This is a genomic window from Streptomyces sp. S07_1.15 (assembly GCF_020739505.1).
Taxonomy (GTDB): Bacteria; Actinomycetota; Actinomycetes; order Streptomycetales; family Streptomycetaceae; genus Streptomyces; species Streptomyces xinghaiensis.
The window spans coordinates 1,389,647-1,413,814 of the sequence record NZ_JAJBZK010000001.1; the positions used below are offsets into that span (position 1 = coordinate 1,389,647).

17 protein-coding genes and 1 pseudogene are annotated in these 24,168 nt (G+C 73.1%); 7 read left to right on the forward strand and 11 right to left on the reverse strand.

Annotation, left to right across the window (positions count from 1 at the left end):
- Nucleotides 1-123: 123 nt before the first annotated feature.
- The 5 genes and pseudogenes from LIX60_RS05915 to LIX60_RS31710 all read right to left on the reverse strand — a co-directional run bounded on the left by LIX60_RS05915 (nt 124) and on the right by LIX60_RS31710 (nt 5,670).
- Nucleotides 124-1,191 (reverse strand): ABC transporter permease, encoded by a 1,068-nt coding sequence (locus tag LIX60_RS05915; RefSeq protein WP_227957509.1) that lies wholly within the window; start codon nt 1,189-1,191, stop codon nt 124-126.
- Complete coding sequence (locus LIX60_RS05920; RefSeq protein ID WP_227957510.1) at nt 1,188-2,171, reverse strand: sugar ABC transporter substrate-binding protein; 984 nt, start codon at nt 2,169-2,171, stop codon at nt 1,188-1,190. The genes LIX60_RS05915 and LIX60_RS05920 overlap by 4 nt, the downstream gene beginning before the upstream one ends.
- Nucleotides 2,172-2,566: 395 nt before the next feature.
- Nucleotides 2,567-3,388 (reverse strand): GntR family transcriptional regulator, encoded by an 822-nt coding sequence (locus tag LIX60_RS05925; RefSeq protein WP_227957511.1) that lies wholly within the window; start codon nt 3,386-3,388, stop codon nt 2,567-2,569.
- A 109-nt stretch (nt 3,389-3,497) separates the two neighbouring features.
- On the reverse strand, nt 3,498-4,928 hold the full coding sequence (locus LIX60_RS05930) for a cytochrome P450 (protein ID WP_227957512.1): 1,431 nt from the start codon (nt 4,926-4,928) through the stop codon (nt 3,498-3,500).
- Between the two features lie 158 nt (nt 4,929-5,086).
- A pseudogene (locus LIX60_RS31710) lies at nt 5,087-5,670 on the reverse strand (bifunctional 4-hydroxy-2-oxoglutarate aldolase/2-dehydro-3-deoxy-phosphogluconate aldolase).
- Nucleotides 5,671-5,719: 49 nt separating this feature from the next.
- Between LIX60_RS31710 and LIX60_RS05940 the strand changes: the two are divergent.
- Together LIX60_RS05940 and LIX60_RS05945 are read left to right on the forward strand one after the other, a co-directional pair.
- On the forward strand, nt 5,720-6,400 hold the full coding sequence (locus LIX60_RS05940; protein ID WP_227957513.1) for a hypothetical protein: 681 nt from the start codon (nt 5,720-5,722) through the stop codon (nt 6,398-6,400).
- A 518-nt stretch (nt 6,401-6,918) separates the two neighbouring features.
- On the forward strand, nt 6,919-7,722 hold the full coding sequence (locus LIX60_RS05945; RefSeq protein ID WP_227957514.1) for an IclR family transcriptional regulator: 804 nt from the start codon (nt 6,919-6,921) through the stop codon (nt 7,720-7,722).
- A 76-nt stretch (nt 7,723-7,798) separates the two neighbouring features.
- Here LIX60_RS05945 and LIX60_RS05950 read toward each other — a convergent pair whose 3' ends face one another.
- Complete coding sequence (locus LIX60_RS05950) at nt 7,799-8,080, reverse strand: DUF5955 family protein (protein ID WP_374117807.1); 282 nt, start codon at nt 8,078-8,080, stop codon at nt 7,799-7,801.
- Nucleotides 8,081-8,459: 379 nt separating this feature from the next.
- Between LIX60_RS05950 and LIX60_RS05955 the strand changes: the two genes are divergently transcribed.
- The 3 genes from LIX60_RS05955 to LIX60_RS05965 all read left to right on the forward strand — a co-directional run bounded on the left by LIX60_RS05955 (nt 8,460) and on the right by LIX60_RS05965 (nt 12,160).
- Nucleotides 8,460-9,212: an NTP transferase domain-containing protein gene (locus LIX60_RS05955; protein ID WP_227957515.1), complete on the forward strand. Its 753-nt coding sequence runs from the start codon at nt 8,460-8,462 to the stop codon at nt 9,210-9,212.
- Between the two features lie 376 nt (nt 9,213-9,588).
- Nucleotides 9,589-11,208 (forward strand): malate synthase A, encoded by a 1,620-nt coding sequence (aceB, locus tag LIX60_RS05960; RefSeq protein WP_227957516.1) that lies wholly within the window; start codon nt 9,589-9,591, stop codon nt 11,206-11,208.
- Nucleotides 11,209-11,461: 253 nt separating this feature from the next.
- Complete coding sequence (locus LIX60_RS05965) at nt 11,462-12,160, forward strand: pentapeptide repeat-containing protein (RefSeq protein ID WP_308101100.1); 699 nt, start codon at nt 11,462-11,464, stop codon at nt 12,158-12,160.
- A gap of 626 nt (nt 12,161-12,786) precedes the next feature.
- Here the strand turns inward: LIX60_RS05965 and LIX60_RS05970 are convergent.
- Entirely contained in the window at nt 12,787-14,127 is a 1,341-nt protein-coding gene (locus tag LIX60_RS05970; RefSeq protein ID WP_227957517.1) for an HNH endonuclease signature motif containing protein, read from the reverse strand.
- 661 nt (nt 14,128-14,788) lie between these two features.
- Between LIX60_RS05970 and LIX60_RS05975 the strand changes: the two genes are divergently transcribed.
- Nucleotides 14,789-15,604 (forward strand): helix-turn-helix domain-containing protein, encoded by an 816-nt coding sequence (locus LIX60_RS05975; RefSeq protein ID WP_308101101.1) that lies wholly within the window; start codon nt 14,789-14,791, stop codon nt 15,602-15,604.
- Complete coding sequence (locus tag LIX60_RS05980; RefSeq protein ID WP_308101102.1) at nt 15,601-17,283, forward strand: MFS transporter; 1,683 nt, start codon at nt 15,601-15,603, stop codon at nt 17,281-17,283. Before LIX60_RS05975 ends, LIX60_RS05980 begins: the two co-directional genes overlap by 4 nt.
- Here the strand turns inward: LIX60_RS05980 and LIX60_RS05985 are convergent.
- The 4 genes from LIX60_RS05985 to LIX60_RS06000 form a co-directional block, all read right to left on the reverse strand.
- Nucleotides 17,219-19,123, reverse strand: coding sequence for a heme peroxidase family protein (locus LIX60_RS05985; protein ID WP_227957518.1), 1,905 nt, complete (start codon nt 19,121-19,123; stop codon nt 17,219-17,221). The genes LIX60_RS05980 and LIX60_RS05985 overlap by 65 nt on opposite strands.
- 512 nt (nt 19,124-19,635) lie before the next feature.
- Nucleotides 19,636-20,022, reverse strand: a complete 387-nt coding sequence (locus LIX60_RS05990) for a VOC family protein (RefSeq protein ID WP_227957519.1) — start codon at nt 20,020-20,022, stop codon at nt 19,636-19,638.
- Nucleotides 20,019-20,312, reverse strand: a complete 294-nt coding sequence (locus LIX60_RS05995) for a helix-turn-helix transcriptional regulator (RefSeq protein WP_227957520.1) — start codon at nt 20,310-20,312, stop codon at nt 20,019-20,021. The genes LIX60_RS05990 and LIX60_RS05995 overlap by 4 nt, the downstream gene beginning before the upstream one ends.
- 84 nt (nt 20,313-20,396) lie before the next feature.
- Nucleotides 20,397-23,789, reverse strand: coding sequence for a GNAT family N-acetyltransferase (locus LIX60_RS06000; RefSeq protein WP_227957521.1), 3,393 nt, complete (start codon nt 23,787-23,789; stop codon nt 20,397-20,399).
- Nucleotides 23,790-24,168: the final 379 nt, after the last annotated feature.

Consider the following 24,168-nt stretch of genomic DNA (forward strand, 5'->3'; position numbering starts at 1 on the left):
CAGCGGCGGGCTCGGCCGCGGGCTCGGCGGCGGACTGCGCTGTCGCGGTCCCCTCCGCCGCGGACTCGGCCCGCGCCGCCTCCGGTGCGTCGCCCGCTTCTCGGGCGGCTTCGGTCTTGTCGGTCACTTGGTCGCCTCCGCCCGTTTGCGGACCCATGCGTTGAGGAGTGTGGCCAGCAGCAGCATCGCCCCGAGGAAGAACTTGAACCAGTCGGCCTCCCACTGCGCGTACACGATGCCCCGGCTGGTCATGCCGAAGATGAGCGCGCCGATCGCCGAACCGATCGCCGAACCGTAGCCGCCGGTCATCAGGCAGCCGCCGATGACGGCCGCGATGATGTAGAGGAACTCGTTGCCGACGCCCTCGCCGGACTGCACCGCGTCGTAGCGGAACAGCAGGTGCTGGCCGGAGATCCAGGCGGCGAAGGCGACCCCGGTGTACAGGCCGATCTTGGTCCTGTTGACGGGGACCCCGACCGCGCGGGCCGCGTCCGCGCCGCCGCCCGCCGCGAAGATCCAGTTGCCGGCGCGGGTGCGCAGCAGGATCCAGGTGGCGAGCACCACCAGGGCGAGCCACCACAGGACGGTGGCCTCCAGCCGCACGCCGCCCAGCTGGAGGTGCGAGGCGAAGACGGTACGGGCCGACTCGAACCCCTCCATGTCGCCGATGGCGTCGGTGGAGACGCCGCCGCTGATCAGCTTGGTGAAGCCGAGGTTCAGTCCGGTCAGCATCAGGAAGGTGCCGAGGGTGATGATGAAGCTCGGCAGCTTCGTCCGCACCAGCATCAGCCCGTTGAAGACGCCGATGGCCAGGGTGACCACGAGGGACACCCCGACGCCGACCCAGACGTTCGCCGACATCTGGTAGCTGAACATCGAGGAGACCAGCGCGGAAGACGTCACCATGACGCCGGTCGACAGGTCGAACTCGCCGCCGATCATGAGCAGCGCCACCGGCACGGCCATGATGCCGATGGTCGACGAGGCGTAGAGCACCGTGCCGAGGCCGGCGGGCCGCAGGAAACTCTCGGCCGCGAACGCGAAGAACACGAAGACCGCGACCGCGCCGACCACGGCGCCGAGCTCCGGGCGGCCGAGCAGCTTGCGCGGCAGGGACCGGCTCACCAGCCGCTCGTCCGCCTTCGCCGGGGGCGGGGGCGCGGGGGGTGCGGTCGTGGCCGGCGCGCTCACCGTGTCTTCCGCTCGATGTAGGACTTGAGCTTGCCGGCGTCCTCGCGGTGGATGATCTGCGGGCCGGTGAGCACGGGGCGGCCGCCGCCGAGGACATCGGCGTTGTACCGGTACAGCCAGAGCAGGTCGACGGCCTGGTAGCCCTGGAGGTAGGGCTGCTGGTCCACGGCGAAGCCGAGTTCCTTCTTCTCCAGGCCCTTCAGGACGGCCGGGTTGAGGTCGAAGGTGTTGATCTCCGCCTTGCTGCCCGCGCTCTCCTTGGCCTTGACGGCCGTGGCGGCGAAGGGCGCGCCGAGGGTGAGGACCGTGTCCACGGACTGGTCGGACTGGAGTTCGGCCTCGATGGCGGACTGCACCTCGGGCATGTTGGTGCCCTCGACGTAGAGGTTCTCCATCGTGCCGTCGAAGGTGGAGCGGGCGCCGTCGCAGCGCTCCTCGTGGCCGACGTTGCCCTGCTCGTGCAGGACGCAGATGGCCTTCTTCCGGCCGCGCTTGTTCAGCTCCTCGCCGACGGCCTCGCCCGCGATGGTCTCGTCCTGGCCGATGTGGGTGATGGCGCCGAACTTCTTGGAGTCGGCGGAGCCGGAGTTCACGGTGATCACGGGTATCCCGGCCTTCACGGCCTTGCCGACCACGTCCTTCATCGCCTGCGGTTTGGCGAGCGTGACGATCAGCCCGTCGACCTTCTGGTCGATCATGGACTGGACGAGTTCGGCCTGCTGCTGGCCCTCGTCATGACGCGCGTAGAGGAACTTGATGTTGTCCTTGGCCGCGGCCTTCTCGGCGCCGCTCTTCACGATGTCCCAGAAGGTGTCGCCGTCGCCGGAGTGGGTCACCATGGCGAAGGTCCACTCCGGGGTGCCCGCCGCGGACCGTCCTCCGGACTTGTCCCCGGAGCCCTCCTCCGCCTGCTTGCCGCCCGTGCTGCTGCACCCCGCCAGGGTCATGCCGAGCGCCGCCGCCAGCACCGCACTCGCCATCCGTACGCCTCTGTGAGCCCTTGCCACGGTGTCATACCTCTCTCGCTGTCCGTTTCCGGCGGTACGCGGCCGCCGGTGCGGTGCCCGCCGGGGTAATCCGGTCCTGCTCCGTTCCCGGTCCTGCCCGGGGTCCGGCCGGTCCGGTCCGCCCCCCGGCACGGTTGTCCCCGTCCGGCAGGCCGGTCAAGTATCCGTCACCGCTGGTCGCGCTGTTCCCCGCAGGTCCTTCCCCGGGTCCGGCGGGCGCAGCCGGAAGCCGGGGACACGGTTCGGCCACAGCCCAACGGCCCGTGTTCCCGGGCGGGTTGCCCGGTGGGCTGGGTGAGTTGTAGTGGCGGCCCGGACCCACGTCAAGACGTGGTGCGCAATGTGTCCGTACATGACGGCGGAGCGGCTCAGGGCCGCACGAGCAGCTGGAACTCGAAGGAATAGCGGGAGGCCCGGTAGACGTGGGAGCCGAACTCGACGGCGCGCCCGGTGTCGTCGTAGGTGGTCCGCTCCATGGTCAGCAGCGGGGCGCCGGCCGGCTCGGCCAGCTGCGCCCCCTCGTCGGCGGTGGCGGCGCGGGCGCCCACGCACTGGCGGGCGCTGTGCAGGGTGATCCCCGCCTCCCGCAGCAGCCGGTAGAGACCGGTGGCCTCCAGCCGGCCGGTGCCCAGCTCCAGCAGGCCCGGCGGCAGGTGGTTGCGGAGCCGGGCCACGGGTTCGCCGTGGGCCAGCCGCAGCCGTTCGACGAGGCACACCTCCGCCCCCTCGGGAACCCCGAGCGCCGCGGCGACCGCGGCACCGGCCGGTTCGACAGTGTTGCGCAGCACCCGGGTGGCGGGGCGCTGGCCGGCCGCCTCCAGGTCGTCGTAGAGGCTGCTCAGCTCCAGCGGGCGCTTGACCTTGCTGTGCACCACCTGGGTGCCGACCCCGCGGCGGCGCACCAGCAGCCCCTTGTCCACCAGTGACTGGATCGCCTGCCGGACGGTGGGGCGGGACAGGCCCAGCCGCCCGGCCAGTTCGATCTCGTTGCCGAGGAGGCTGCCCGGCGCGAGACCGCCCTGTTCGATCGCCGCCTCCAACTGCTGGGCGAGCTGGAAGTAGAGCGGTACGGGGCTGCCGCGGTCGACGCCGAGCCGGAGGGAGGACGCCGCTCCGGCCCGGTCCCCCGCCCGGTCCCCGGAGCGTCCCCCGGCCCGGTCCCCGGCCCGCCCTGTGTCACGCTTCGCCACGAGGGGGAGGGTAGTCGTCCGGGACGGGCCGGGGACAGCGGGTCGGCCGGATTGTCCTGACCATGCGGTTTCGCCCCGCGGCGCGTGCCCGCCGGCCGGCGGGGCCGCCTCAGCGGAGCCGCAGGGGCAGCCGGCGCAGGCCGCGTATCAGCAGTCCCGGGATCCAGGGGAGGTCCCCGGCGGGACGGTCCGGGTCGAGGTCGAGTGCCAGGTCCGGGAAGCGTTCGAGGAGCCGGCGGATCGCGATCTGCCCCTCCATCCGGGCCAGCGGCGCGCCCAGGCAGAAGTGGATGCCGTGCCCGAACGCGAGGTGCCCGCCCGGCCGGCGGTGCAGGTCGAACCGGTCCGCGTCCGGGAAGCGTGCCGGGTCGCGATCCGCAGAGGCGAGGGAGATGACGACGGCCTGGCGGGCCGGGATGGTCACCCCGCCCACCTCGAGCGGCTCGCGGGAGTAGCGGAAGGTGGAGTTCTCCACCGGCCCGTCCCAGCGCAGCGTCTCCTCCACCGCCCGCTCGGTCAGCGAGAGATCCGCCCGCAGCGCGGCGAGGCTGTCGGGGTGGCGGAGCAGCGCGTGCACGCCGTTCGTGATCAGGTTGACGGTCGTCTCATGGCCGGCGACGAGCAACAGGAAGGCCATGCCGACGAGTTCGTCCGGTGCCAGCCGGTCCCCGTCCTCGTCCGTGGTGCGGATCAGGCCGCTGAGGAGGTCGTCCCCGGGGTGGCGCCGCTTCTCCTCGATCAGCCCCACGAGGTACTCCCCCACCGCGTGCATCGCGGCTTCCCCCGCCTCGGGGCTGGTGGGGGCCACGACTTCATTGCTCCAGGCACGGAACGACGCGCGGTCGAGCGACGGCACCCCGAGCAGTTCGCAGATCACCGACATCGGCAGCGGGAACGCCAGCGCCTCGACGAGATCCGCCCGCCCGTCGGGCACGGCCGCCATCGCGTCGAGCAGCTCACCGGTGATCTCCTCCACCCGCGGGCGCAGGGACTCCACCCGCCGCGAGGTGAACTCCCGGGCCACCAGCCGGCGCAGCCGCGTGTGGTCCGGCGGGTCGGAGTCCAGCATGTTGGCGTTGACCGGGGCGGCCCTGAACCTCAGGTCCGGTGCCGCGCGCCAGTCCTTGCTGAGCCGGGAGTCGGCCAGCGCGGCACGGCCCTCCTCATGGCCGACGATCAGCCACACCACATTCTGTTCGTCGATGCGCACCTTGTGGGCCGGGCCCCGGTCGCGCAGTTCCGCGTAGACGGAATAGGGGTCGGTGGTGAAGCGGTCGCCGTAGGCGGTGAGGTCGATGATCGGGGGGTCCGGCGTGCCGGGGGTGCCCGGTGCATCCGGTGGGCTGAGCGCTTCCGGTGGGCTCGGCACGTCCTGCGCGTCCGGCGCGTCCGGTGATCCGGGGACGGTCGGCACGGGGTGGTCCGGCACTTCCGCTCGCGGGCCTGCCTGCACATCGGTCCGCGCCGGGGGCGGCTCCGGCTGCCCGGATGTCCGTCCTCGCGCCGGTTCCGCTAACCGCGCCTCGGTCTGCTCCGCCATCTGCCGCTCCTCTGGCCGTGGTGTCCGGGCCCGGATCCGGGCCCGGCTTCGTGTGCGTGACCGCGTTCGTGTGCTGTCCCCTTCTCCGGCCCGCGTCGCCTTCCGTGACCACGTCACCGTTCGGGCACGGAAGCGTCATGGACCGGACTGCGGAAAGCCTACGAGCCGTACCGGCGGCCGGGCGTCGGCCCAATGGGGGAGGTTGCCCCCACCGGTCCTTCGCGGGCAGTACGGCCGGTACGGCGGGTGCGGTACGTCCGCGGGCGGCAGGGCGGCAGGGCGGGGGCCGGCAGGAACGCAGGACAGCCGTGCGCGGGCGGGAGTCGGCGGCCGGCGCGCACGTCCGCCGGCCGGCGCGGCGAGTGGCCGGAAGCCGGGACGAGTTCGAGGGCGTCGGCGCCCAGCTCCAGGACGCGCACCATCTCGGTGGGGGTGGCGACGCCGGGGAAGACGGGGACGCCGTAGCGGTGTCCCGTGCGGATCACTTCCGGTTCGAGGCTCGGGGAGACGAGGAACCGGGCGCCCGCGTCGACGGCGGCCCGGGCCGCCTCGACGTCCAGGACGGTACCGGCGCCGACCACCGCGCCGCCCCCAGTTCGAGGGTGAGGGTGGTGAGGGTGGTGACGGCTTCCAGGGCGAAGGGGGTGGTCAGCGAGATCTCCAAGCCGGCTGCGCCGGCGGGGACCAGGGTCTCCGCCAGGACGGCCGCCCGGTCGCAGCCGTCGGCCCGGACGATGGGCATCGGGGCGACCCCGCTGGTGGCACCGGACCGGAGCTGCGACGCTGAGGACATGAACGGACACCGGCCCGGGAGCCGACGCCTCCTCACCCGCGCCGTTCCGGTCGCGGCGGGAGCCGTTTACGGCGCCGTCGTACGGCCGCGGCTGCTGACCTGGGGCGCGACCCCGGAGGAAGCCGCCCGCGCCTACCCGGGCGACGACCTCGTCCCCGAGGCCCACACCTCGTCGACCATGGCCACGACTCTCCCGGCACCGCCCGCGGAGGTCTGGCCCTGGCTGGCGCAGATGGGCTGCAACCGTGGCGGCTGGTACAGCTGGGACCGGCTGGACAACGGCGGACGGCCGAGCGCCGAACGCGTCGTCCCGGAGTGGCAGCATCTGGAGGTGGGGCAGCGCCTGGACTCCGTGCCCAGCGGCCATGCGTGGTTCACGGTGGCGATGCTGGCGCCGGAGAGCACGCTGGTCCTGCGCGCCCAGCTGGAACTGCCGTCCGGACGCCCCTTCGACGCCCGGTACGAACCGCTGCCCGGCGCGTACGTCGATGCCGTCTGGGGATTCCACCTCCGCCCGGCGCCCGGTGACCGGACCCGCGTGGTCGTCCGCACGCGGGGTCGCGGCCGCCCGCGAGCGCTCATGCGGATCATGGACGTGCTGTACAACGAGCCCGCGCATCTGATCATGCAGACCCACCAGTTCCGGAATCTGCGAGACCGCGTCGGCGGGGTGATCTGAGCACACGCGGCGAGCTCGACGAGCCCGCGTCGGAAGAGCATCGAGGACCCGGCATCGGACGAGGACCCGGAGTGGGGCGGAGGACCCGGCACCGGATGACGACCGGTGCGGGGCCCGGCACCGGGCGGGGAGGTGACGGCGGACGTGCCTCGTCCGCGCGCGTCCGGACCGCGGTGCGGCGGCCGCCCCTGGGGAGGACGGCCGCCACCACGTGGGGGGCACCATGGGGGGATCCGCGAGTCCCAGCCTGACGCGCGTAGAGACCCTCCTCAACCACACATGGCGGATGTTCGCACGGCATTCACAGGACCCGCACGAAGATCACGACACGCCCGCGTCCGACGGCTGCTGCCGGCCCGCCCACACGGTGCCCGTAAGCCGCCGCCCGCCGCCGGCGCCCGGAGCCCGCTCGCGGAAAGGACCTGCGAAGCGGCCCGGTAGGCTGCATGACACCGGTCCGCCGCCCCCGCCCGTACCCACACGGCCGACCGGCCCCACCCGCCCCGAAAGGATGCGATGTGCCGCCGTCCAGCGACAGGACCACCGCAGCCACCAGGCCGGCCAACGGCTCCAGTGGCGTGCAGTCCCTCGAACGGGCCTTTGACCTGCTCGAACGGATGGCGGACGCAGGCGGCTCCGTCGGGCTGAGCGAACTGTCCGGCAGCAGCGGCCTGCCCCTCCCGACCATCCACCGGCTGATGCGGACCCTGGTGGCCTGCGGCTACGTCCGCCAGCAGCCGAACCGCCGCTACGCCCTCGGCCCCCGGCTCATCCGCCTCGGCGAGAGCTCGGCCCGCCTGCTCGGCACCTGGGCCCGGCCGCATCTCGCCCGGCTCGTGGAGGAGACCGGGGAGACGGCGAACATGGCACTGCTCGACGGCGACGAGGTCGTCTACGTCGCCCAGGTGCCCTCCCGCCACTCGATGCGGATGTTCACGGAAGTCGGCCGCCGCGTGCTGCCGCACTCCACCGGGGTCGGCAAGGCCCTGCTGGCGCACCTGCCGGCCGATGAGGTGCGGGCGCTGCTGTCCCGCACGGGCATGCCTGCCGCCACCGAGAAGACCATCACCAGGCCGGACGACTTCCTCACCGCTCTGGAGGAGGTGCGGGCCTCGGGCTACGCCATGGACGACAACGAGCAGGAGATCGGGGTCCGCTGCCTCGCCGTCTCCGTGCCTGACTCGCCGACCGCCGCGGCCATCTCCGTCTCCGGACCGGCCGGACGGCTCACGGAAGAGGCCACCGGGAGGATCGTGCCGCTGCTGCGGGAGGTCGCGACCGAACTGTCGGAGACACTCACCGGGGACGGGACGCCCTCGTAGGCGCCCGTCCCCGCCGCGCTCCTCCCTCTCTTGCCCCTCCCCTCGTCCACTGTCCGGCGCTCCGGGCGCTCCCGGCCTACACAGCCCGCTCGCCCGTCCTCTGCTCCGGTCTGCTGCCGAACAGTTCGACCCCGTGGCGCACCCGCGCGAGCGCCGGCGCGAGCGCGCTCACCGAGCCCACGGCTCCCGCGACGAGAAGCAAGGAGCGCCGCATCCGCGGGACTTCGGGCACTCCCGCGCTCACCATCGCGTAGAGGGCGGCGAGTTCGTCCTCGGCTATGGTCCGGTCCCGCAGGTCGGCCGGGTGGGCGGCCAACTCGCGGCGGAGCCGCGACACCGCGGTGCACAGCTCCTCCACTCGCGGGTCCGGGCCGCCGCTCCTGCCCGCCGGCCGGCTCTGGCCACCGGGCAGGGTCCCCGCTTGCGCGACGACGGCCGTCCGCGTACCGCAGTCCGTCCGATCACTTCGCAACGCGCTTCCCCTCGCTCTTCGACACAGCGCCACGGGCCTCACCGGCCCCGGGCGCACGGGTAAGTCGCACCGGGCTGCGGACAGTTAACGCCACTCTCCGCTCCGGGCGCTACACGGAGGGCGAAATTCAGCCGTACGATTCCGTCCGTACCGGACAACCGCTCTTGTGATCGACCCCAGTCCCGGGCTGCGGAAGGCCACACGCGTTCGGCTTCTGAACGGTGGGCGGAGAGCGGCACGGCAACCGGTGCGGTATGCAAGGAGCATGGCGGAGTCAACAGCGACACACCCGGGGCCGGACACCACCGGCACCCGGACGGACATCCCCGCACCCGCGATCGCCGGTCTGCTGCTGGCGGCCGGCGGCGGCCGGCGGCTCGGTGGACGGCCCAAGGCGCTCCTGCCGCACCGGGGGCGGCCACTCGTCGAACACGCGGCCCGCGCGCTCCGTGACGGCGGGTGTGCGCCGGTGCACGTGGTGCTGGGCGCGGCGGAGGAGGAGGTCCGGGAGCAGGCGGAGCTCCCCGGCTGCGTACTGGTCGGCAACCCGCACTGGGCGGAGGGCATGGGCTCCTCCCTGCGCGCGGGCCTCGCCTCCCTCTCGCCGCGCACGCCCCCCGCCACGGCCTTCCCGCGGCCGCCGCTCCGTCCACCCTTCGGCACCGCTCCCCCGGACCACGGCGCGAGCGGCACCGCTCCGCACGAGGTGACGGCGGTGGTCGTCGCCCTCGTCGACCAGCCCGGCGTGGGCGCGGAGGCCGTCGCACGGGTGCGGGCCGCCTTCCGCTCCCGTACGAGCCTGGCCGCGGCCGCGTACGACGGCCGTCGCGGGCACCCGGTGCTGTTCGGCGCCGCCCACTGGGCCGCCATCGCCGACCGGGCAGTGGGCGACCAGGGCGCCCGGGCCTACCTGGCGGAGCACCACGACGCGCTGGAGCTGGTGGACTGTTCCGGCGTCGCGTCACCCGGCGACATCGACACCCCCGAGGACCTGCACCGGTTGAACGGCGGCAGGTGACGCGCCGGAGGCCGAGGGAACACCGACGCCGAGGGGACGCCGAAGGGACGCCGAGGGGACACCGCGCCATGAGAACGCCAACGGGGAAGAGCGAGCCGGCACCCGGCGGCCGCACCCTCCTCGCAGGCCACCGCACCCCCGCCGTCATGCCGCCGCCTCCCACCCCGCGTTGAACTTCCACAATGAGGAAACTACTCTCCATTCACAGAGGGGACTGGCGGCCGCCCAGCAGCCCCGACGCCGCGCACCACCGCACGATCCGTGAACCGCCCCGCCCTCCTGGCCGGGAGCACGGCGGCGCCTCCCCGCTCCACCCCGTCCCGACTTCTCCTCCCTGTTCCTCCCCGAACATCCGCCCCTCGAAGGAGTGACCGCCATGTCCGCCGCACCGGTGCCGCCCGCGCCGACCGTCGTCAACGCCGCGCCGCTGGAACGGCAGGAGGAGATCCTGACCCCGGAAGCACTCGCCTTCCTGGGCGAACTCCACCACCGGTTCACCCGGCGCCGCGACGAACTCCTCGCCCTCCGCAAGGAGCGCCGCGAGGAGATCGCCCGCACCGGCACCCTGGACTTCCTGCCCGCGACCGCGGACATCCGCGAGGGCGACTGGCGGGTCGCCCCGGCCCCCGAAGCGCTCAACGACCGCCGAGTCGAGATCACCGGCCCCACCGACCGCAAGATGACGATCAACGCCCTCAACTCCGGTGCCCGGGTCTGGCTCGCCGACTTCGAGGACGCCACCGCCCCCACCTGGGAGAACGTCGTCCTCGGCCAGCTCAACCTGATCGACGCGTATGAACGCCGCATCGACTTCACCGACCCCCGCGGCAAGACATACGCGCTGCGCCCCGCCGAGGAGCTGGCCACCGTCGTCACCCGCCCCCGCGGCTGGCACCTGGACGAGCGCCACCTCCGGGGCGAGGACGGCCGCGCCCTCCCCGGCGCCCTCGTCGACTTCGGCCTGTACTTCTTCCACAACGCCCGGCGCCTCGTCGACCGCGGCGCAGGACCGTACTTCTACCTTCCGAAGCTGGAGTCGCATCGGGAGGCCCGCCTCTGGAACGACGTCTTCGTCTTCGCCCAGGACCAGCTCGGCATCCCGCAGGGCACCGCCCGCGCCACCGTCCTCATCGAGACGATCACCGCCGCCTACGAGATGGAGGAGATCCTCTACGAGCTGCGCGACCACGCCTCCGGACTCAACGCGGGCCGCTGGGACTATCTCTTCTCCATCGTCAAGAACTTCCGTGACGGCGGGGCCCGTTTCGTCCTCCCGGACCGCAACGCCATCACCATGACCGCCCCGTTCATGCGCGCGTACACCGAACTGCTGGTCCGCACCTGCCACAAGCGCGGCGCGCATGCCATCGGCGGCATGGCGGCCTTCATCCCCTCCCGCCGGGACCCGGAGATCAACCGGGCCGCCTTTGAAAAGGTGAAGGCGGACAAGGACCGGGAGGCGAACGACGGGTTCGACGGCTCCTGGGTCGCCCACCCCGACCTGGTGCCCGTGGCCCGGGAGTCCTTCGACACCGTGCTCGGCGACCGCCCCCACCAGAAGGACCGGCTCCGCGAGGACGTCCGCGTCTCGGCAGCCGATCTGCTCGCCGTCGACACCCTGGAGGCCGAGCCCACCTACGACGGTCTGCTCAACGCCGTCCGGGTCGGCCTGCGGTACATCGAGTCCTGGCTGCGCGGCACCGGCGCCGTCGCCATCTTCAACCTCATGGAGGACGCCGCCACCGCCGAGATCTCCCGCTCCCAGATCTGGCAGTGGGTCGACGCCGGAGTGGAGTTCGAGAACGGCGAAAAGGCCACGGGCGAACTGGTCCGCCGTATCGCCGCCGGCGAACTGGCCGCGATCCGCGAGGAACTGGGCGAGGAGTCGTTCGCGGCGGGTGAGTGGCAGCGCGCCCACGACCTGCTGCTCCGGGTCTCCCTCGACGAGCGGTTCGAGGACTTCCTCACCGTGCCGGCCTACGAGCTGCTGGACTGAGCCGCCGCAGCCACAGCCGTCGCGGTCACGGCCGCCACCGACCCGGCTCATTCCTCCGGGTACACCACCGCTCTCCCCGGCCCCGCCGGCATCCGGGCCCCTCGGCCCCGCCGGCACCCGGGCCCCGGTCCTGCCCGTCCGCTCTCCCCCGACGGGCCGTCCGCTCTTCCCCGACGGGCAGGACCGCACCCGCCGTCCGTGTCTCCGGCGCCCCTTCCCTGTCAGCGGTCGCGCCTAGAGTCGGACGCGACCGGTGCCCAGCTCCACCCACCCCTGCGAGGCCCCCATGCCGCACGCCCTGCCGCCGCCCCGAGATCTCGGTGATCTGCCGTACGCGGAGTATCTGGAGCGGTTCGACGGGCGGCTGACACCGGAGGCCGTCCACGACACCCTGCACTTCGACGGCGACACCTTCGAGGACGCGGACAGCGGCAGTGCGCGGTTCGCCGAGTGCGCGTTCTCCTCGGTGTCCTTCACCGGCGGCCGTCTCCGGCGCGCACGCTTCAACGACGTATGGCTGCACACCGCACGCCTGGTGGGGACGGACCTGGCCGAGACGGACTGGCTGGACGCCGAGGTCGTCTCCGGTTCGCTCGCCGGACTGGAGATGTTCGGCGCCGAGTTGCGCCGCGTCACCTTCCACCAGTGCAAGTTCGACTCGGTGAACTTCCGCGCCACCACACTGCGGGACGTCTCCTTCCGGGACTGCCTGCTGCGCGATGTGGACTTCGGCGGCGCGGCCCTCACCGATGTGGCGTTCCCCGGCTCGGACCTGGACGGGGTCCGGTTCGAGAAGGCCCGGCTGGAGAGAACCGATCTGCGCGGAGCCGTCCGTCTCGGCATCACCGCAGGCTACGACTCCCTGCGCGGGGCCCTTATCGACAACGCGCAGCTCTTCGCCATCGCGCCGATGCTCGCCCAGGCTCTCGGCATCACGGTCCGGGACCGCTGACCCGACCATGCGCGATCGCCCGACCCGGCGGGTGTCGTTCTGACGGGGTTTACGGCACCGGGTGGGCGGCGCGATGGTGGTGGCGCGTGCGTCGCGGGCTGCCCGTTGTCGTTTCGGTGGGGGTTACGGCGCCGGGTGGGCGGCGCGATGGTGGTGGCGCGTGCGTCGCGGGCTGCCCCTTGTTGTTTCGGTGGGGGTTACGGCATCCGTGCCGGGGGTGGGCCGGTGGTCGGTCGTCTATCCGGGACCGTGCGCACCCGGGGTCGTCTTTGAAAGCGATGGCGTGGCTGGTGCCGGTGGGTGGTTGCGGGGGCACACGCGCGCCTGGGCTTGTCGGCTTTCCCGTTCGTCGTGGCGGGCTGTCGGTGGTGACGGTCGTGGCGGGCTCAGTTCGCTCCTCCCGCTGGTTGCCGGTCGGCGGGTGCTGGAAGCCGCTCGCGCCCGGTGACGTCAAGATGCCCGTCGCTGGCACGCGTTGACGCCTAGGTGTGCACATGGGCCCCTGTCAGGTGTTGCCCACCCAGTGGTGACCCACGGTGGGCTCTCGGCCTTGGGCATGGGTGTGGGCCCCTCCGCGCGGTGGCGGAGGGGCTGGTGCCGGTAGCTGGCCCGCCGGAATGCGGGGGCTAAGGGCTGTGGGGTGGGTTGGTGTAGGTGTGGCCCGTCGGCGCCGTCCAGGTGACCTCGCCGGTCTCGGGATCGCGTTCCGCCTGCCAGTCGGTGCGGTGTTTCAACAGGTGGTGGCGTCGGCACAGCGGCATCAAATTGTCCGGCTCCGTCGCCCCACCCGCCGCCGGATCCTGGTGGTCGAACGGCTCGATGTGATCGAGGTCGCAGCGGTGGGCGGGCATCTGGCAGGAAGGGAAGGTGCACGTCCCGTCGCGGGCGGTGACGTGGCGTTGGGTTTCGGCGGTGGGCTTGTAGGTGGTGGGGTCGGTCTTGATCAGCAGGCCGGTCTTCGGGTGGGTGATCAGACGCCGCCAGATCGTGCCCGGAGCGAAAGCCACCTCCCGCGCCGCGGTCGCGCTGACCGGCCCATAGCCCTTGAGCTGTGCGGGCTCCTCATCCACCCCCATCAGGGTGTCGAGGGACACCGTCACCTGCACCACCGCCGCCGACCGGCCACCCGCAGTCGCCTCTCCGGCGGGGCGGTTGACGACCAGGTCATACAGGGCATCCACCCGCTTCTGGTTCAGCGTGCGGCCGTCATCGGCGAAGGTGGCGGCGTGGGCGTCGACGGCAGCGTCCAGCTGCGCGGCCTGCGGGACGGGGAGGAACGCGGTCCAGGTGGCCATACCGTCCTCGGTGGCCCGGTGCCAGATCGTGCGGTCCTCCCGCCGCCGGCGATGCCGCACCTCCGCCCCCTGCGGATCGGCCTTGAGCACCGCACGGTTCAACGCCCGCCGGGTCTGCCCCACCGACTGGGTAGGCATCTTCGCCACCACCATGGCCTCCACCTGCCCGGCGGCCTCCAGGGCGAGGGTGCCGGTGACCTCCGCCACCGCCTTCGCCTGCAGATAGCAGATCTCCCCGCGCTCCAACAGGCTGACCGTGGTGGGGAAGCGGCTCTCCAGGGCGGTGGCGACTGCCAGGCGGTCCGCGGCCGTGTTTCCCGACAGCTTCAACGCGCAGGCGACATCCTCACAGGCGAAGTTCCAGTCATAGTCCACCCAGCCCAACTCATTCGGCGTCGCCTCCAGCGCATCGGCCTCGATATCGGCCAGCAGACGCACCTGCTGCGCCTGGATCCAGGAGGTGTGCCGCTCCCAGGCCTTCAGCGCGTCGATCCGCCCCGTCGTGGAGAGCTGCCCGCGCTCCAACAGAGCGAGCATCGCCGCCGTCTGCGGACCAGGGATGGCCGACGCCAGATGCGCCGCCCACTCATCCGCCGTCACCGGCTCCCCCGGCACCCCGGCCGTGTCCCCGGTCGTGACCGTGTCGTCGTGGTCGAGCAGCGTGGCCTGCATGACATTCCCCCCGTCCTGGTCCCGCGCGTGAACTTCCGCCCTCACGGCGCGAGTTCATACCTCCTATTTTCCGTCACGTACGGTGATGAATCCAGGTCCAAAGCATGGAACCACCCGAACGAGTGAGCGAAAACGGACCCGGGAACTCCGCTCATGGCCCACACCGAACACCAGCAACACCACCCACCCGCAACCGCCACCACCGACAGCCCGCCACGGCGGCGGGAAAGCCGAGAAGCCCAGGCGCGCGTGTGCCCCCGCAACCACCCACCGGCACCAGCCACGCCATCGCTTTTCGAACCGTCCCCGGGTGCGCACGGTCCCGGATAGACGACCGACCACGGGCCCGCCCCCAGCACGGATGCCGTAACCCCCACCGAAACAACAACGGGCAGCCCGCGACGCACCGGTCACCACCATCGCGCCGCCCACCCGGCGCCGTAACCACAACCAGACACAACAGCCGAGAGCCCTCTCGGCGCACCCACTGCCTGCAGCCCTCCCCGCCCTCCCCGGCCACCGGCACCGGCCACAGCCACAGCCACAGCCGCAGCCGCAGCCGCAGCCGCAGCCGCAGCGGACGAGATCTCCCCCACGGACTCCCGAAACAATTTTGCAGAAATAACTTTGCAGACTCCTTCGCCGACACTAGCCTCGCCCCATGCCCCATGAAGAAAGCCAGCGCGTGCTCGACCCGGAGAAGGACTCGGCGGCCCTCAAGGCCCTCACCCACCCCCTGCGCATCCGGTTGCTCGGGATGCTGCGCCAGGACGGGCCCGCCACCGCCACCGAACTGTCCGGCAGGACACAGGAGTCGTCCGCCTCCACCAGCTACCACCTGCGAGTTCTGGCCAAATACGGGTTCGTGGCCGAGGCCGAGCACCGCGACGGCCGGGAGCGTCGCTGGCGGGCTGTGCACGCCGTCACGTCCTGGGACAACGCCGCGGTCGGCGCCTCCCCCGAGCATCGGGCGTTCCTCGACGTCACGCGCAGGGCGCAGATCGAGCATCTGGAGCGCTCCCTCGTCCAGCACGAGGAGGATCTGGCAGCCGCACGGCTGGGCCCGGAGTGGCTTGAGCCGTCCGGGATCTCCGATCTCTTCCTGCGCCTGACGCCCGAGTCCCTCGGCGAACTCATGGAGCGGTTCGCGCGGAGCGCCGAGGAACTCGCCGACCGGGACGCGTCCGATCCCCGCGCCGAGCCAGTCGTGGTCTTCAGCGCCGGGCTTCCCCTCGCCACCCGCGACCCGGCCAACCGCCCGCTCGCCAACCGCTCCGTCGCCAGCCGCCCCGTCGCCACCACCCACACCACCGAGGCCGCCGCGGATCGGCCCGAGTCGACCACCCGGGCCGAGAACACCGACTCCGACTCACCGCCCGACTCACCGCTGGACACACCGCCGGACTCACCGCCGGACTCACCGCCGGACGTGCCGGGGACACCGCCGAACACCGGCCCGGGCGCCGGTGCCCCGTGACCGGTGCTCTCACTCCCCGCAGCGCACGCCGCCGCTTCACCGCCGTCAACTTCCTGTTCTGGCTGCCGGTCGGCCTCTGCCTCCCCTCTCAAGTCCTGCTGCTCGGTGAGCGCGGGATGGGCCTCGCGGCGATCGCCGGACTCTTCGCCGTGCACTCCCTCACCGTGGCCGCTCTGGAACTGCCGACCGGTGGTCTGTCCGATGTCATCGGCCGCCGCACAGTCCTCGCCGCCGCCGGCGTGTTCAATCTGACCGCCCTCACCCTGCTGGCCCTGGGTACGACGGTCTGGGCGCTCACCCTCGCCATGGTGCTGATGGGTTCCGGACGGGCCCTGTCCAGCGGCCCCGCGGAGGCCTGGTACGTCGACACCGTGCAGGCCCATTCCGGCCCCGGCGCCGAGTTGCGGACCGGCCTCGCCCGCGGCAACACGGCGTGCGCCACGGCGCTGGCCCTGGGCACCCTCATCGGCGGCGGACTGCCCTGGCTGCTGCAAGGCCCGGCGTCCGGGCTGGGCAGCGGGCTGGACGCCGCAACGGGCGGAGCACTGCTGCCGCTCTCCGTGCCGGCGCTTCTCGGTGCGGCCGTGGGGCTGGTCTTCGTGACGTACGTGCTGACCGCTCTGCGGGAGCCACCGCGGCTTCCGGCAACGCTGCGCGGTGTGCTGCACGGGGTTCCGGCGACCGTCCTGGGCGGGCTGCGCCTCGGGGCCCGGGACGGTCTGGTGCGCCGCGTTCTCCTCACGGCCGCGGCGGCGGGGACGGCCCTGGCCGCCATCGAGCTGCTGGCTCCCGGACGCGCCGCCGCGCTGACCGGTGCCGCCGAGTCGGGAGCGCTGCTCTTCGCAGCGCTCGCCTGTGCGGGCTTTCTCTGCACGGCCCTCGGCAGTCACTGGGCGCCGTCGGCCGCCCGGTTGACGGGGAGCGGTGAACGCGCGGTCCTGGTGAGCCTCGCCCTGAGCGCCACGGGTCTGACACTGCTCGGTGCGACGCTGCTGTGGAACGGAACGACCGCCCTGGTGCTCGCCGCCGTCGGATACGCCCTCGTCTACTTCGGGCTCGGCTCGGCGGGTCCGAACGAGAACGATCTGCTGCACCACCGGGTGGACAGCGCGGGCCGGGCCACCGCGCTGTCCGTACAGTCCCTCGCTCTGCAACTGGCCGCCGCCTTGGCGGGTCTCGTCGCGGGTGTCCTGCCGACGGGGCCGCTTCCCTGGCTGCTGGTGGCCGGGGTACTGCTGGTGGGGGCGGGGTTGTGGATCCGTCCCGCGCCACTGCCGACGGGGGAAGTGGCACCGGCGGGAGTGGCACCGGCCGGGCCACTGGCGTCCGCGGCGCCGGCAGGGCCCGTGGCACCGGCACCGGCACCGGCAGCGGTCGCGGTGGCCACCGCCGGGTCGCCGGTGCGGGCCGGGTCGCCTCCGGTCCGCTCGGGCACCGAAAGCCCCGCGGACCCGGCGGAGCCCGCAGCCCGCACCGGCGCGGCCGACCCCGCCGAGGCCCCGCCGATCGTCACCGCCTCCGCCCGGCTGCCGTCGGCCCTGGCCGGGGCACCGTCCACCGGCCTGCCCGAGGAACTGCGGCGGGAACCGCCACGGGAACTCCCCGGAGGGCCGGCTACCGGCCTGCCGGAGGTTCTCCCGCCGGAGACGCGGGGACCGGCCCGTCGCCCATCGGGTTGAGCAGGTCCGCTCGGCCCTCGAAGGCGTGGAGCAGCAGATCGGTCATCGTGAAGCGCCCCTCCTGCCGTGCCGGCAGCGTCGGACGCCAGCGGCGGTCGCGGACGATGGAGTGGCGGCTGCCCTCCATGGCCCGGTGGAAGACCTCCGCCACCAGGTTGCCGCCCACGCCGGTCAGCCGCCCCGGCTGCTTCGGGTTCACCTCGGCCTCGCGGAGGACGTAGAACCACAGCGGGGTGTGGGCCACCAGTTCCTCCCGCTCGGCGGCGGTGAGCGTGTCGAGCGGGGCGCCGCCGCTGCCGGTGAGGATCTGCTCGTCGGTCAGCGGGTCGATCCCCATCTCCTTGGCCAGTTGCGGGCCGGTCGCCAGTTCGACCATGGCCGCGCGGGTGAGGTTGCGGAAGGCCAGGTTGAGGTGGAGGGGGTCCGGGGCCGGTCCGCCGTCGCGGCCGCCGAAGGTGCCGGTCGGGAGGGTGGCCAGCGGGTCGACGAGCACGGTGTCGATCCGCCGGGTGAGGTTGAACTCGGCCGCCGGTACGGTGAGATCGGCCCGGCCCGCCTCGCCGAAGTCGTACAGCCGCCGGAAGTCGGCGATCCAGTTGCTGGGCAGCCGGAGGTTGTCGCCGGCCTCCGGGTCGTTGAGGTCCGAGAGGTCGTCCGGCCCGGGGCTGAGGTTGCCGGAGGTGCCGCTGAAGCGGAACATCAGTCCGAGGGTGCCGATGCCGCCCGGTCCGCCGTTGCTGTTGAAGACCCGGTTCCACTGGTAGGCACCGCGGATCATGCTGTGGCCGAGGCGGTAGGCGGCGACGGAGAACTCGATGGGCATGGTCGGCCGGTCACCTTGCCGGATACCGGGGAACGGCCCGGGCCGTCCCGCGGGCACTTCGAAGAAGCGCCTCCCCTCGGTGAACACGCTCTCGACGATCTCCTCGTCGACGATCCTCGGCAGGAAGTCGGTGCGCAGCATCCACTGGTAGTGCTTGACGACCAGCTCACGGGCCTCCTGGAACAGCCGGCCCGGCGGAAGGCCGCGGCGCTCGAGGCCGGCGTGGACGCGGTTGTGGAGGCGGATGAAGGCGAGATGAGTCTGGGCGACGATGAGGTTCTCGTCGTTCCGCGGGTCGGGGATGAGGGGTGCGCGCCGGTCGGCCGCGGTGCCGCCGGCGGATTCGCCCGCCCTGGGCAGGTCGAAGCCCGGCTGGTCGGTGTTGGCGGGTTCGAAGTCCGCCGGGAAGGGCACGCCGAGAGCGGTTCCGGTCCGGAGCCGGCCGTCGCGCTCGTAGAAAGCCCTGGTGCCGGGGTGGCGCGGGCCGAGACCGTACACGGAGTCGAGGTCCAGCGAGGGCGAGCGGCCCTGCTCCAGTTCCTCGACGGGCAGGTTCTCGCCGAGGGCGATCCGGGTGGCGTCCATCGTCAGGTCGTGGTCGACGAACTGGCCGAGGTAGGTGTACCCGGCCGGGATACCGGGGCGCGAGTCCTGGTCGTCGGTGGTGGCGGCCGTCATCGCCAGGGCGAGCTTTGTGCGTAACTCCTCGCTGATCTGCTGCCCCTTCTCGCGGCTCAGCCGGGAGAACCGGAAGCTGGTCTTCCGCTCCTCGGCGGTGGCGGGCCGTGCGGTGCGCCTCCCCCGTGAGGTCTCCAGCACGCGGCCGCCGTCGCCCTCGTTGACGAGGAAGTAGCTCTCGCGGTGGTGGCGCCGGCGCGGGCCCCGGCGCCGGTTCGGCTGCTGCCCGCCCCCGGTGCGGTGCGGGTCCTGGTCCTGGTGCTGCTCCTGGTGGCGGTCCTGCTGGTGGTCCTGCTGGTGGTCCTGCTGGTGTTCCTGCTGGTGGTCCTGGTGCCGCATGAATGGTTCCCCCGTATCTCGGCCCCGTTCGGGGCGGACGGCCGCGGCTTACCGCGACGCCCGTCCGGGCGTCCGCAGTCCGCTGCCCGCCGGGCGGGTGACGCCCTGGCGGCCGTGCGGCCGGTTCCGCCGGACGGGACGTTCGCGGTGTCCTGTAGGCGGGAGTTGTTCCCCCTTGCCCGCAGAGACAGCGCCCGGGGGAGGAATGGTTGACTGCCACTTTTGGGCGGATAGATCCGGGCTGGTCGTGGGGCCGCATGGGCCACCAGAAGGGGAAGTTCCGGGGCCTTTGCCCAGGGGCGGCCCTCCGGCACCCCCGCTGCGACCCTCCGGCGGCGCTGCCGGGGGGAGAGCGCCGAGGCGACGACGCCAGTGTCCTCTCCAGCGGGACGCCCGACCGCCTCCGCGGTGCGGCCGGCGGCGAAGGCGCACCCGGGTACGCACGAGGGTTGACGGCGGACGGCGCTCGCCGTCACGGCATCCCACCGGGACGGCGAGCGGATGGGGGCGACTTACCTGCTGTGCGCGATCTGGATGAGGTTGCCGCAGGTGTCGTCCAGAACGGCGGTGGTGATCGGGCCCATCTCCAGTGGCTCCTGGGTGAAGCGCACCCCGAGTTCGCGCAGGCGGCCGAACTCCGCGTGCACGTCGTCCACGGCGAAGGAGGCGGCCGGGATGCCGTCCTGGACCAGCGCGGTCTTGTACGGCTCCACCGCGGGGTGGCCGGAGGGCTCCAGGAGCAGTTCGGTTCCGTCGGGCTCCTCCGGCGAGACCACGGTCAGCCACCGGTCCTCGCCCATCGGGACGTCGTGCTTCTTCACGAATCCCAGCACGTCGGTGTAGAAGCGCAGGGCCTTTTCCTGGTCGTCGACGAAGACGCTGGACAGGTGGATCCTCATGAGGCGTTCTCCGGTTCGTCGGGCCTGAGCCACCGGGTCACGATGCGCTCAAGGGGTTCGGTGTTCACGTCGTGGAACTTGTAACGGCCCTCGCGCCGCGAACGGACCAGGCCCGCCGCTTCGAGTACGGCCAGGTGCTGGCTGATCGCCTGGCGGGACAGCCCCAGTCCGTGCTTGGTCACCAGCCGCGTGCATATCTCGAACAGGGTCTGGCCGTCCCGTTCCACCAGCTCATCGAGGATGCGCCGGCGGGTGGGATCGGCCAGCGCCTTGAAGACATCCTCGGCCATGACGCCCACCATAGGCAAGCGATGACTTGCCTATCAAGTCGTGTGGTCCGACGGTGCCCGGTCGGGCCGGGGGAAACCGCCCGGCTACCGCGACGTGGGCCGGGGCCCGGACCGGGACGCTCGCGCGCGGGCCAGGTGCGTACCGCGTTCGAGGAAGAGCATCCGCGCCCGCTTCCCGGGCAGTTCGATCTCGGGACCGAGTCCGAAGCCCGTACGCCGCAAGCGCTCGATGGCCTTCGCGTTCCGGGCGTCGGGTTCGGCGACGATCCTCCTGCGGTGCGGATCCTCCGCCAGCAGGTGGTCGAGGAAGACGGAGAGGAGGGTGTCGGTGAAGCCGGGCTCGGGGGTGCCGTCGGCGGGGCCGATCATGAGATGGAGGCCGAAATCGCCGGGCTGCACGTCGTAGCAGTCGCCCACCGGGTCGGCGGAGGGTTCGTAGGTCTGGAACAGCGCCACCGGGCGGCCGTCCCGGTGGATCAGGTAGGCGTGGTGGGTGGGGAGGGAGTCGAGGAACTCGTAGATCTCCCGGACCTGTTCGCGCGAGTGCTGGCGCATCCCCCAGAAGCGGGCGCGGTCCCGGGTGACCCAGTCGTGGAGGAGCTCCGTGTCGCGGGCGGGGTCGACGGGGACGACGCGGACGGTCCCGAAGCCGTCGACGTGCCTCTCGTGCACCGGGGTACGGGGAGGGCCGAGGGTGCCGGTGCCGGGCTCGGCGGCGGCCCCGGCCCCGGACTCGGCGGGGGTGGCGGCGGAGGCACCGGTCCGCGGCGCGCCGGTCCGGGCTGGTTCGCCGGTGTCACGGAAAGGGAAGTCGTCGGGGGTCATGCCTCTCCTGGCTCGGTTGTGCGGTGGTTCGGTGTTTCGGGTACCGGACAGATCGAGGCCGGCCGGACCGGGACCGGCCGGATTCGAGCCGGACGGGCCCCGGCCGGCGGTCTCCGGGGTGAGCAGGCTCCAGTCGGTGACCACGGGAACGAGGTCGCCGCGCACCCAGAGCGGCAGTTGGTCGCTCCGGTGCGGGTGTCCGGGGATCCCCGAGGCACCCAGGGGCACGATCCACCGGCTGTCCTCGCGGCGGGCGAGATCCCACACGAAGCGGGCGGCCGAGGCTCTGGCGCTGTGGTGCGTGAGGCCGGGCACGCTGGAGGTGGCCAGTACGCAGTCGTGGTCGCCGGAGAGGGCGGGCCGGATGTCGGGCGCCGGCTTCGGGGCCCCGGGTATGGGCTCGGCCCCCGTGTCCGGGGCCGCCGGTACGGGTCCGGCCGCCCCCTCCGCGCCTCCGGTCCGTCGGCCGGGTGCGGGCTCCGGCAGTGCCTGCCACGGGGCCAGGCGGTGCAGGTCTCCCCACCGCCGTGGCGGGCCGGCGGCCCCGGCCGCCTCCGCGGCTGTCTCCTCGACGGCCCGTCGTACGGCCTCGGTCCTGGCCGCGCCGGGGATCCGGTCGGACGTCAGCAGGGTTTCCAGCGCGAAGGCCACCCGCGGGACCACGGCCAGCCAGGGCTGGAACACGTCCGGATGGGGAGGAGGCACGGCCAGCGGCGCCAGCACGGGGTGCTCCGCCAGCCGCCGGACGACGCGCGCCCGTACGGTGGCGAAGGCCGCGGCGTCGGTGCTGTCCGCGTCCATGTGGCGGTCCCAGCGCAGCAGCCGGTCCCGCAGGTCGGCGGCCGCGGGGCTCAAGCGGCCGGTGGTGGGCTCGGACGCGCCCGGTGACGATACGGGTGCGGGGGCGGGGGACGATACGGGGGCGGGGGCGGGGGCTGGTGCGGAGGGGGGCCCGGTGCCGTCTGCGCCGTCCGCGGTGTCGTCCGAGCAGTTGTCCCCGCGGCCGTCCCTGTGGCCGTCCCCGTGGTGGCCGTCTCTGTCGCCGTCCGCGCGGTTGAGACCCGCGAGGAGCCGCAACAGCGGTTCGGCGGATGCCAGTCGGGTGTCCCTGTGGATCGCCGCCATGTCCCCGGCGGACCAGAGGGCCTGCCGGTCCAGCAAGGCCCTGATGCGCTCGGCGCGGTGCGGCGGTGCGAACTCCACACCGAGCGGGCCCGCGATCCCCCGCTGGTTCGCCATGACCGCGGGGCCCCGCACGGTGTCCCGGGGCATCGGGTGGTGCCAGCCCCGCCACGCACGATCGGCCTCCCAGGCCGGTGCGACGCGGAGCCGGTTTCCGGGGTGGCGCAGCGGTACGGCGCCGGCCGCCCGGTGCAGGGTTCCGCCGGCGGTGTCGGCCGCGTGGACGACGTTCACCGGCTCGACCCAGCGGTCCAGTGCCCGGTCGATGTCGGCGACGCTCTTGGCCCGCAACAGCGCGGGCAGGACGGCGAACCCTAGGTCTTCGCGTACGCGCGGCGGGTAGCGCAGGCTGACGGCAAGGGCGTGCCCTCCCCCGTCAGTCGCCGGATCCGGAGCCGAGGCCGGAGCCGGAGCCGGAGCCGGAGCCGGAGCCGGAGCCGGAGCCGGCGGGATGATCACCGGCCCGCGCTCCGTCTCCAGGATGGCGACCCGCACCGGATCGGCACCCGCGACCTCGATGGTCTCGACGTGGCGCGTCACCGGCCGCCAGCCGTCCGGGCCCAGCGCCTCCACGGTCCCGGAGAAGTCCACCGCCCCGCAGAGGTCTCCCGCACCGAGGGAACCCTCCGGGGCCGAGGCGTTCGCGCCATCCGCACCGTTCGCGCTGTCCGCACCACCACCGTCCGCGCCCTCTTCTCCCCCGACCCGCCGCAGGCGTTCGGTGTACAGGTCCTGGTAGTCCGCCATGGCGTTGGTGATCGACCAGGCGACGTGACCGGTGTGCCCGAAGTGGGCGATGCCCGGAACGCCCGGGACGGCCAGTCCGATGACGTCGAACTCCGGGCAGGCCAGCCGGATCTGCTGGTAGACGCCCGGGGCCTCGATGAAGCGGTGCGGGTCTCCGGCGAGGACGGCCGCTCCCGTGACGGTGCGGTCGCCGGGGACGAGCCAGCCGTTGCTGCCCGCGGTCCCGGGTCCGTCGGTGGCGAACAGCCCGGTCCAGTCCTCGCCGAGGCGCCGGGCCACCTCCTCGCGCCACAGCTTGGTGGGGAAACCGGCGAAGAGGATGTGGGTGGACAGCCAGATGCCCAGGGGGGTCCACGGCTCCCAGTGCCCGGGGGTGAGCCCGGTGGCCGCGAACTCCGGGGAGCGGGAGGCTCCTTCGGTCAGACCCGCGTTGACACCGTCGACGTAGTGCCGCAGCCATGTCGCGGTGTCCGGGTCCTCCCGGTCCAGGGTGCGCAGGCAGCGTCTGGCGGTGTCGTCCAGCCGGGCCTGCCGGGCGAACCGGTCCCAGCCGACGGCTTCCGGCCCGAGGAACACGGCGGTCGTGCCCCGGGAGCGGTGCCGTTCCACCTCGATCTGCCAGGCCCGGTCCAGGGCGGCGTTGTGCCCCTGGGCGAAGGCGAGTTCGTTCGCACTGTCCGCGCGGAGATGCGGGATCCCCCAGGCGTCGCGGTAGAGCATCATCTCCGGTCTCCTCTGCCGGGGCCGCCCTCGGGGCGGCCGGGTGCGGCGGACGCGGCCGGTGCGGCGGAAGCCCCGGGCGCCACGGCTTCCGCGGGCGCGGCCGAGACCCCGGACGCGGATACGGACGCGGATACGGACGCGGACGCGGACGCAGACGCGGATACGGACGCCGGGATCGCCGGGGCGGCGGGAGCGGCCGGGGAAGCCGGGGTGACAGTGACCACGGGCTTGGTGCGCCCTGCCACCGCCACCGCCACCGCCCCAGCCACCGGATCCCGCGGTGCGGCGGCGTCAGGCGGTGCGGCCGCGTCGGGCGGACCGGCTTCCGGTGCGCCCGGGTCCGGGCCGGAGCCCGCGGCCGGCCCCGCGCCCGTGTGCG